This window comes from Pseudomonas eutrophicaquae, from assembly GCF_023544715.1.
In the GTDB taxonomy this organism is placed as follows: Bacteria; Pseudomonadota; Gammaproteobacteria; order Pseudomonadales; family Pseudomonadaceae; genus Geopseudomonas.
The window spans coordinates 138,768-148,385 of the sequence record NZ_JAMJEZ010000004.1 but is presented as its reverse complement, the minus strand read 5'-3'; the positions used below and the strand labels follow the sequence as shown (position 1 = coordinate 148,385).

Annotated in this window: 9 protein-coding genes; 7 read left to right on the top strand and 2 right to left on the bottom strand. The window is 67.2% G+C overall.

The genetic code is table 11. The features are described 5' to 3' along the window. Nucleotides 1-148 precede the first annotated feature (148 nt). Genes MXC11_RS03335 through MXC11_RS03325 form a run of 3 tightly spaced genes read left to right on the top strand, consistent with a single transcriptional unit; the run spans nt 149 to nt 3,340 of the window. Nucleotides 149-826 carry a 6-phosphogluconolactonase gene (locus MXC11_RS03335; RefSeq protein ID WP_250005242.1) on the top strand — a complete coding sequence of 226 codons (678 nt, stop codon included), beginning with the start codon at nt 149-151 and terminating at the stop codon, nt 824-826. Between the two features lie 55 nt (nt 827-881). Continuing rightward, nucleotides 882-2,693: a phosphogluconate dehydratase gene (edd, locus tag MXC11_RS03330; protein ID WP_250005265.1), complete on the top strand. Its 1,812-nt coding sequence runs from the start codon at nt 882-884 to the stop codon at nt 2,691-2,693. 2 nt (nt 2,694-2,695) lie between these two features. Beyond that, nucleotides 2,696-3,340 carry a bifunctional 4-hydroxy-2-oxoglutarate aldolase/2-dehydro-3-deoxy-phosphogluconate aldolase gene (locus MXC11_RS03325; RefSeq protein WP_250005239.1) on the top strand — a complete coding sequence of 215 codons (645 nt, stop codon included), beginning with the start codon at nt 2,696-2,698 and terminating at the stop codon, nt 3,338-3,340. Between the two features lie 12 nt (nt 3,341-3,352). Here the strand turns inward: MXC11_RS03325 and MXC11_RS03320 are convergent, their stop codons facing one another. Beyond that, a complete protein-coding gene (locus tag MXC11_RS03320; protein ID WP_250005237.1) occupies nt 3,353-4,156 on the bottom strand; it encodes a DODA-type extradiol aromatic ring-opening family dioxygenase in 804 nt (267 codons plus the stop codon). Nucleotides 4,157-4,323: 167 nt separating this feature from the next. Here MXC11_RS03320 and MXC11_RS03315 point away from each other — a divergent pair, with 167 nt between their 5' ends. Beyond that, nucleotides 4,324-5,274, top strand: a complete 951-nt coding sequence (locus tag MXC11_RS03315) for a tRNA dihydrouridine synthase (RefSeq protein WP_250005233.1) — start codon at nt 4,324-4,326, stop codon at nt 5,272-5,274. Nucleotides 5,275-5,295: 21 nt separating this feature from the next. On the opposite strand, the gene MXC11_RS03310 is transcribed toward MXC11_RS03315, so the two are convergent. Continuing rightward, complete coding sequence (locus MXC11_RS03310; RefSeq protein ID WP_250005230.1) at nt 5,296-6,183, bottom strand: LysR family transcriptional regulator; 888 nt, start codon at nt 6,181-6,183, stop codon at nt 5,296-5,298. 164 nt (nt 6,184-6,347) lie between these two features. Here MXC11_RS03310 and leuC point away from each other — a divergent pair, with 164 nt between their 5' ends. Genes leuC through leuB form a run of 3 tightly spaced genes read left to right on the top strand, consistent with a single transcriptional unit; the run spans nt 6,348 to nt 9,574 of the window. After that, a complete protein-coding gene (leuC, locus tag MXC11_RS03305) occupies nt 6,348-7,772 on the top strand; it encodes a 3-isopropylmalate dehydratase large subunit (RefSeq protein WP_250005227.1) in 1,425 nt (474 codons plus the stop codon). An 11-nt stretch (nt 7,773-7,783) separates the two neighbouring features. Then, complete coding sequence (gene leuD, locus MXC11_RS03300) at nt 7,784-8,431, top strand: 3-isopropylmalate dehydratase small subunit (protein ID WP_250005224.1); 648 nt, start codon at nt 7,784-7,786, stop codon at nt 8,429-8,431. Nucleotides 8,432-8,491: 60 nt separating this feature from the next. Continuing rightward, nucleotides 8,492-9,574 (top strand): 3-isopropylmalate dehydrogenase, encoded by a 1,083-nt coding sequence (gene leuB, locus MXC11_RS03295; RefSeq protein ID WP_250005220.1) that lies wholly within the window; start codon nt 8,492-8,494, stop codon nt 9,572-9,574. Nucleotides 9,575-9,618 lie beyond the last annotated feature (44 nt).

The window sequence follows — 9,618 nt, the reverse complement described above, 5'->3', positions numbered from 1 at the left end:
CCCCTTCGTCTAGTGGCCTAGGACACCGCCCTTTCACGGCGGTAACAGGGGTTCGAGTCCCCTAGGGGACGCCATATCAGCCACTCGCGTGGTACCTGAAAGCCTCCGCAGCAATGCGGGGGCTTTTTTGTCTGTGCAGGATCTGAACATGCCTGATGCGCAATGGCATTGTTATGCCGATCGCACCCACTGCAGCCAGCAGCTGGCCGGTGTGCTGACACAACAGTTACAACAGGCGCTGTCCAGCGGCATGCCCGCTCGCCTGCTGCTGCCCGGCGGACAGACGCCGGGATTGTTACTGGCAGAGCTGGCGTGCCAGCCGCTCGACTGGGCGCAGGTGCAGCTCTCACCGACGGACGAGCGCTGGGTGACTGCAGAAGATCCCGCCAGCAATCTGCATCTGCTGCAGCACGCCTTGCCCGAGGCCCAGTTGCTCGATCCCCGTCAAGGCAGAACGCCCGAAGAGGCGGCGCAGTGCTGGTGTGTGCACCTGCGGGCCTGGCTGCCACTGCAGGGTGCACTGCTGGGCATGGGAGAGGATGGCCACATCGCTTCGCTGTTTCCGGCCATGCCAGCGCTTGCGGAGGCGCTGGATCCACAGGCTATGCCCGGCGCGCTACCGGGCGTTGCACCGAGCGAGCCCCGTCAGCGCCTGAGCGTCAATCTGAGTCTGCTGTTAAACAGCCAGTGGCTGGGGCTGCTGGTCTTTGGTGAAGCCAAGCGCCGTCTGCTGGAGGCCGTGCAGCGCGGTGAGGCTGCGTCGCTGCCTGTGGCGGCGCTGATGAGCGCTGCGGCCGGGCGTCTGCAGATCTACTGGGCACCCTGAGGGCAGTCCGGCTGCTAGACTGGCCCGCGTCCCGAATCTGCTAGGAACTGCCATGCTGCATCCTGTCGTCGAGTCGGTCACTGCCCGGCTTATCGAGCGCTCCCGCGAGCGCCGCACCCGCTACCTGCAGCGCCTGGAGTCTGCTCTGCAGCGCGAACCTCGCCAGCAACTGGGGTGCTCGAATCTGGCCCATGCATTGGCCGCGCAGGCATCCGATGCACGATTGATCCTGCGCCAGGGCGGTGCCCCGCACATCGCCATCCTCTCCAGCTACAACGATCTGCTGTCCGCCCACGCCCCCCTGCAGCACTACCCGGTACAGCTGCGTCAGGCGCTGGCTGAAGTCGGCGCCACGGCGCAGTTTGCGGCGGGCGTTCCGGCCATGTGCGACGGCATCACCCAGGGTGAGCCCGGCATGCAGCTGTCGCTGTTTTCCCGCGATCTGATCGCCCAGGCCACGGCCATCGGCCTGACGCATGGCATCTTCGACGGCGGGCTGTACTTGGGCGTCTGCGACAAGATCGTCCCGGGGCTGTTGATCGGCGCGCTGAGCTTTGGGCATCTGCCGGCGGTGTTTGTGCCGTCCGGGCCGATGGCTTCGGGGCTTTCGAACGGGGAAAAGGCTGCGGTGCGCCAGCGTTATGCCCGCGGCGAGGCCACTCGCGAGGAGCTGCTGGCGGCTGAACTGGGCGCCTATCACGGCGCCGGTACCTGCACCTTCTACGGCACCGCCAATACCAATCAGCTGCTGATGGAGGCCATGGGCCTGCATGTGCCGGGCAGTGCCTTTGTGCCCCCCGACTCGCCGCTGCGCCCGCTGTTGACCCGTGAAGCGGCGCGGCTGGTGGCTCGCAACAGCCGTCAGGGCGAGCGCTGGTTGCCACTGGGGCAACAGATCGACGCGCGGGTGTTGGTCAATGCCGTGGTGGCCCTGCTGGCCAGTGGCGGCTCGACCAACCATGGCCTGCACCTGCCCGCGATTGCCCGCGCAGCCGGGTTCGAGCTGACCTGGGAGGATTTCGCCGCGTTGTCTCGCGTGGTGCCGCTGCTGGCGCGGGTCTACCCCAATGGTCAGGCCGATGTGAACCAGTTCCAGGCTGCCGGTGGGCCGGCGTGGGTCCTGCGTGAGCTGCTGCAGGCCGGGCTTTTGCATGCTGAGGTAGCGACCGTGGCCGGCGAAGGACTGGCCGCGTACACCCGCGAGGCCTGCCTTGAGGCGGGCGAGCTGGCCTGGCGCGCGCTGCCGCCGGACAGCCCCGCCCCCGATATCGTGCGCACCTATAGCCAGCCATTTGCCGCTGAGGGCGGCCTGGTGCTGCTGCAGGGTAACCTCGGGCGGGCCCAGCTCAAGACTTCGGCGCTGGATCCGGCGTTCTGGCATATTCGCGCGCCGGCACGGATTTTCCGTGACGAAGCCAGCGTGCAGCACGCCTATCAGGCCGGTCTGTTGCAGGGTGATCTGGTGCTGGTGGTACGTTTTCAGGGGCCGCGCGCCAACGGTATGCCCGAGTTGCACAAGCTGATGCCCCTGCTGGCCAATCTGCAGGCGGCGGGGCAGCGGGTGGCGCTGGTCACCGATGGGCGCCTGTCGGGGGCCTCCGGGCAGGTCGCCGCTGCGCTGCATGTCACCCCCGAGGCGGCCTGCGGCGGGGCACTGGCAAAACTGCGCGACGGTGATATCGTCGAGCTCGATGTCCGGCGCGGCACCCTGGCGGTGCAGCTTGCGGCAGAAGAATGGTCGGCCCGCGAGCCGGTCACCCACCATGAGCCGCTGGCGGCAGGTTTTGGTCTTGAGCTGTTCAGCCTGCAGCGCCGCCTGGCCAGCCCTGCCGATCAGGGTGGCTCGATCCTCACTGGAGAGCATTGAACATGGGCCTGACCATGGATGAAGTACTCGACCGCGCCCGGCCGGTGTTGCCGGTACTGGTCATCGAAGATGCGAATCTGGCGGTCGATCTGGCCCGGGCGCTGGCGGCCGGGGGGATTGAGGTGCTGGAAGTCACCCTGCGCACCCCGCGTGCGCTGGAGGCGCTGAGTGCCATCCGCCGCGAGCTGCCCGAGCTGCTGGTCGGTGCCGGCACGCTCATCCATGCTGCGCAGTTTGCCGAGGCCCGCGATGCCGGTGCGCAGTTCATGGTCAGCCCGGGATGTACCGAGCAGCTGGCCGCGGCGGCCGATCGTATTGGTCTGCCGTATCTGCCGGGGGTCATGACCCCCTCCGAGGTGCTGTTCGCCCTGGAAAAGGGCTACCGCTCGCTGAAGCTGTTTCCGGCCAACGGCGAAACCAGCGTCAAGCTGCTCAAGAGCTTCAAGGAGCCGTTCAGCGGGATCCGTTTCTGCCCGACCGGCGGCATCCATGCCGATAACCTGATGAATTTTCTGCGCCTGCCGAATGTGGCCTGCGTCGGTGGCACTTGGGTGGCGCCGCCCAGCCTGGTGCGCGCCCGGGCCTGGGATCAGATCACCCAGCTGGCTGCCGAGGCCTGCCTGCTGTCGGCCAGCCTTGAGGCCTGATCGCTCTGCCGGTCAGCCGCGCCACAGAAACATCGCCGCTTTGCGGCCGAGTACCGTCAGGCTGTGCGCCTCATCGCAGGCCCGTCCGGCCAGGCCATAGCAGACCTGCAGCGGCAGCAGATGCTCCTCACGCGGGTGGCAGAAGCGCGCATGGGGGGCTTGCTCCCAGTGCTGCAGGCGCGTGCGGCGCTGGGGCTCATCCAGATTTTGGCTGGTACAAGTCTCGTGCAGCCAGGCGTCAAAGGCGAGATTGGCGCTGTGCGCCGTGTCGCTGCGGTCACTGAAAAAGGCGCGCATGTTGTGGAAGGAGAAGCCCGAGCCGATCACCAGCAGCGCCTCTTCATCCAGCGCCCGCAGCGCCTCGCCGAGGCGCAGGTGCAGATCGGCCTCCAGGGTGTCGACCAGCGACAGCTGCAGGCAGGGAATGTCGGCCTGCGGGTACATCAGCATCAGCGGCACAAACACCCCATGATCGAGGCCGCGCTGTTCATCCTGCGCCACTGGCAGGCCCGCCGCCGCGAGCGCCGCGTGCACTCGCCCGGCCAGCGCTGGCTCACCGGGGCAGGGGTATTCGAGCTGATAAGCCTCGGGGGCAAAGCCGTAGTAGTCGTAGATCAGCCCCGGCGTGCAGGCGGCGCCCACGGTGGCGCAGGGCGCTTCCCAGTGGGCGCTGATCACCAGAATGGCTTTGGGGCGCGGCAGCTGTGCGGCCAGTTGCTGCAGGTACTCGACCAGCTTCTGGTGGCCGGGCTCACCCAGCAGCGGCAGCGGGCCACCGCCGTGGGAGAGGTAGAGAATATCGGGCTGTCGGGACATGGCGATTTCCTGAGACGAGAGGGGCGGCGGATAGAAGCGGCTGTCGCGCCATACTTTACCGGCCGCTGCGCCCGCGCGACCAGCCACCCCCTCGTCGGGTGATGGCGCTGCTAGAATGCCGCGCCGTCGCCCCCGGGCGATTCTTTGATCCTGATCGGAGTGCTCCCGTGCAGATTGCCCTGGCCCCCATGGAGGGGCTTGTCGATGACATCCTCCGCGAACTGCTCACCGAGGTCGGTGGTGTCGACTGGTGCGTCAGTGAGTTCGTGCGGGTCAGTGATCGCCTGTTGCCGCGCGCCAGTTTTCGCAAGCTGGCGCCTGAGCTGGAGCAGGGCTGGCGCACCGCGTGCGGTACGCCGATGCGCCTGCAATTGCTGGGTTCCGATCCGGTCTGTCTGGGCGACAACGCCGCGCTGGCCGCAAGCCTCGGCGCGCCGGTGATCGACCTCAACTTCGGCTGCCCGGCCAAGACGGTCAACAAGTCGCGCGGCGGTGCGGTGCTGCTCAAGGAGCCGGAGCTGCTGCACGCCATCGTCCGCGAAGTACGCCGTAGCACCCCGCACAACGTACCGGTGACCGCCAAGATGCGCCTGGGTTACGACAGCCCGGACGCCGCGTTGGATTGCGCCCGCGCCCTGGCCGCAGGCGGTGCGGCGATGCTGGTGGTGCATGCGCGCACCAAGCAGGATGGCTACAAGCCGCCGGCGCACTGGGAGTGGGTGGCGCGGGTGCAGGAGGTGGTCGACATCCCCGTGTATGCCAACGGCGAGATCTGGACGGTCGAGGACTGGCAGCGCTGCCGTGCGGTAAGTGGCGCCGAGCACATCATGCTCGGCCGCGGGCTGGTCTCACGCCCGGACCTCGCCCGGCAGATCGCCGCCGCTGCGGCGGGGCACACCCTCGAGCCGCTCGGCTGGGCCGAATTGCAGCCGCTGCTGCGGCGCTTCTGGGCCAGGGCGCGCGATAAGCTGGCGCCGCGCTACGCTCCGGGGCGGCTCAAGCAGTGGCTGGCGATGCTGACCCGCAGCTATCCCGAGGCCCAAGTGCTGTTCGACAGCATCCGCCGCGACAATGACTGCGAGCGGCTGGATGCGTTGTTCGGTGTGCCGGCGCCGTAGCCGGCGCCGCGCTGATCCGCCTCACGCGGCGGAGGCTGCAGTGCCGGCGGCATCCAGCAACTGCATGAACGCCTGCGCCGCATTCGACAGCGTGCGCTCAGTGTGCACGATGTAGCCGAGCTGGCGGCTCAGCTGGATGCCCGAGAGCGGCAGGCGCGTCACCTGCTCGTCGAGCATGGTGCGCGGCAGCACGCTCCAGGCGATGCCGATCGATACCAGCATCTTGATGGTCTCCAGGTAGTTAGTGCTCATGCTCACGTTGGGCCTGAGCCCGGCCTGCTCGAACAACTGCTGGACGATATGGTGGGTGAAGGTGTTTTCGCCGGGGAACACCGCGGCATGCTGCGCCACCTCGGCGAGATTCAGCGCGCCGCCGTGGGCCAGCGGGTGCTCGGGCGCGGCGACAAAATCCAGCGGGTCCTCCCACACCGGCAACGCGCGCACCGGTGCGGCGGTCTGTGGGGCGAGGGTGATCACCGCCAGTTCAGTGCGCCCGTGCAGCACCTCCTCATAAGCCACTTCGGAATCGAGAAAGCGGATATCCAGCGCCACCTGCGGGTGGGCGCGGGTAAAGGCGCGCAGCAGCGGCGGTAGGCGATGCAGACCGATATGGTGGCTGGTCGCCAGCGTCAGCTGGCCGCCGACGGCGCCGCTCAGGTTGCTCAGCGCGCGGCGGGTGTCGTCCAGCACGCTGCGGACCTGGCGGGCGCGCGGCAGCAGGGCGCGGCCGGCCTCGGTCAGGCTGACCTCGCGGCCGATGCGGTCGAACAGCCGGGCGTCGAGCTGCTGCTCCAGCGCGGCGATGCGCTTGCTGACCGCCGGCTGGGTCAGATGCAGGCGCTCGCCGGCGGCCGAGAAGCTACCGGTCTCGGCGATGGCGATGAAGGTGTCGAGGCTGGCCAGATCCATGTTCGGATTCCATCGGGTTATCCAAAGCATGAAAAATATGAATTTGCTTCATCGGTGGCAAGTCCCTAGGATCGACCGCACAAGCCCTGTGGGCATAGGGTGGCAGGCAGGTCTCGACCGCACTGCACATCCGCATACGCGAAACCACCGATGAGGAATACCCCGTGGCCGGCAAGACGCTTTACGACAAGCTCTGGGACATGCACCTGGTCAAGCAGCGCGACGATGGTTCGGCGCTGATCTACATCGACCGCCAGATCCTCCACGAAGTGACCTCGCCGCAGGCCTTCGAGGGCCTGCGCCTGGCCGGCCGCAAGCCGTGGCGCGTCGACGCCAACATCGCCACCCCGGACCACAACGTGCCGACCACCAAGGCCGAGCGCCAGGGCGGCCTGGAGTCGATCCACGACGAGGTGTCGCGCCTGCAGGTGCAGACCCTCGACGAGAACTGCGACGACTTCGGCATCCTCGAGTTCAAGATGAACGACGTGCGCCAGGGCATCGTCCACGTGGTCGGCCCGGAGCAGGGCGCCACCCTGCCGGGGATGACCGTGGTCTGCGGTGACTCGCACACCTCCACCCACGGTGCCTTCGGCGCGCTGGCCCACGGCATCGGCACCTCCGAGGTCGAGCATGTGTTGGCGACCCAGTGCCTGGTGGCGAAGAAGATGAAGAACATGCAGGTGCGCGTCGAGGGCCAGCCGCCCGCCGGCGTCACCGCCAAGGACATCGTGCTGGCGATCATCGGCAAGATCGGCACCGCCGGCGGCAACGGCCATGCCCTGGAGTTCGCCGGCAGCGCGATCCGCGATCTGTCGATGGAAGGCCGCATGACCCTCTGCAACATGGCCATCGAGGCCGGCGCCCGCGTCGGTCTGGTCGCCGTGGACGAGAAGACCATCGCCTACGTCGAAGGCCGCACCTTCGCGCCCAAGGGCGCCGACTGGGACAAGGCCGTCGCGCAGTGGCAGGGTCTGGTCTCCGACGCCGATGCGGTGTTCGACACCGTGGTCGAGCTGAAGGCCGAAGAGATCAAGCCGCAGGTCAGCTGGGGCACCTCGCCGGAGATGGTGCTGCCGGTCGACGCCAGGGTGCCGAATCCGGCCAACGAAGCCGATCCGGTCAAGCGCGACTCCATCGTCCGCGCCCTCAAGTACATGGGCCTCTCCGCCGACCAGCCGATCACCGAGATCAAGCTGGATCGCGTGTTCATCGGCTCCTGCACCAACTCGCGGATCGAGGACCTGCGCTCTGCCGCCGAGGTGGCCAAGGGCCGCAAGGTCGCCGCCACCGTCAAGCAGGCGCTGGTGGTGCCGGGCTCCGGCCTGGTCAAGGCGCAAGCCGAGGCCGAGGGGCTGGACAAGATCTTCATCGAGGCGGGCTTCGAGTGGCGCGAGCCGGGCTGCTCCATGTGTCTGGCGATGAACCCGGACCGCCTGGAGAGCGGCGAGCACTGCGCCTCCACCTCCAACCGCAACTTCGAAGGCCGTCAGGGCGCCGGCGGGCGTACCCATCTGGTCAGCCCGGCCATGGCTGCCGCCGCGGCGGTGACCGGCCACTTCGTCGATGTGCGCGAGCTGCTGAACTGAGGAACGAGCGAATGAAAGCCTTTACCCAACACACCGGCCTGGTCTGCCCGCTGGATCGCGCCAACGTCGACACCGACCAGATCATTCCCAAGCAGTTCCTGAAATCGATCAAGCGCACCGGCTTCGGCCCGAACCTGTTCGATGAGTGGCGCTATCTGGACGTCGGCCAGCCGAACCAGGACTGCTCCCAGCGTCCGGTGAATCAGGACTTCGTACTGAACTTTCCGCGCTACCAGGGCGCCAGCGTGCTGCTGGCCCGCGAGAACTTTGGCTGCGGTTCCTCCCGCGAGCACGCCCCCTGGGCGCTGGAAGAGTACGGCTTCCGTACCATCATCGCACCGAGCTACGCCGACATCTTCTTCAACAACAGCTTCAAGAACGGCCTGCTGCCGATCATCCTGGCGGAAGCGGAAGTCGATGAGCTGTTCAAGCAGTGCGAGGCGGCCGAAGGCTACCAGCTGACCGTGGATCTCGCCGCGCAGACCGTGACCCGTCCGGACGGCAAGGTGCTGAATTTTGAGATCGACCCGTTCCGCAAGCACTGCCTGCTCAACGGTCTGGACGACATCGGCCTGACCCTGCAGGACGCCGAGGCGATCCGCGCCTTCGAGGCCAAGCACCAGCAGAGCAGCCCCTGGCTGTTCGGCGCGATCAAGTAATCCCTTTTTCGCCGGGGCGGGCAGCGTCCGCGCCCCGGCTACCACCTTCAAGGACAAGCAATGAGCAAGCAAATTCTGGTTCTCCCGGGCGACGGTATCGGTCCGGAAATCGTCGCCGAAGCGGTCAAGGTGCTGGAAGTCGCCAACGACAAGTACAGCCTGAATGTCGAGCTGAGCTACGACGAGCTGGGCGGCGCGGCCTATGAGAAATACGGTAGCCCGCTGGCCGACGAGACCCTGGCGCGTGCCCGCACCGCCGACGCCATCCTGCTCGGCGCCGTCGGTGGCCCGCAGTGGGACAACCTCGACCGTCCGCTGCGTCCGGAAATGGGCCTCTTGAAAATCCGCTCGCAGCTGGGTCTGTTCGGTAACCTGCGCCCGGCGCTGCTCTACCCGCAGCTGGCCGGTGCCTCGACTCTCAAGCCGGAAATCGTTGCTGGCCTGGACATCCTGATCGTCCGCGAGCTGACTGGCGGCATCTACTTCGGCAGCCCGCGCGAGAGCCGCGTACTGGAGAACGGCGAGCGCATGGCCTTCGACACCCTGCCGTACAGCGAGAGCGAGATCCGCCGTATCGCCAAGGTCGGCTTCGACATGGCCATGCTGCGCAACAAGAAGCTCTGCTCGGTGGACAAGGCCAACGTGCTGGAGTCCAGCCGCCTGTGGCGCGCCGTGGTCGAAGAAGTGGCCAAGGATTACCCGGAAGTCGAGCTGAGCCACATGTACGTCGACAACGCTGCCATGCAGTTGGTCCGCGCGCCCAAGCAGTTCGATGTGATCGTCACCGATAACATGTTCGGCGACATCCTCTCCGACGAGGCCTCGATGCTCACCGGCTCGATCGGCATGCTGCCGTCGGCCTCGCTGGACGCCAACAACAAGGGCATGTACGAGCCGTGCCACGGCTCGGCCCCGGACATCGCCGGCCAGGGCATCGCCAACCCGCTGGCGACCATCCTCTCGGTGTCGATGATGCTGCGCTACAGCTTCGGTGAAGTCGTGGCGGCGGATGCCATCGAGCATGCAGTCGGCAAGGTGCTGGATCAGGGCCTGCGCACCGGGGATATCTGGTCGGAAGGCTGCCAGAAGGTCGGTACCCGCGAGATGGGCGATGCGGTAGTCGCCGCGCTGCGGAATCTGTAATCTGTCGGGCCGCTGCCGCCGGGTAGCGGCCCCACTTTTTCAAC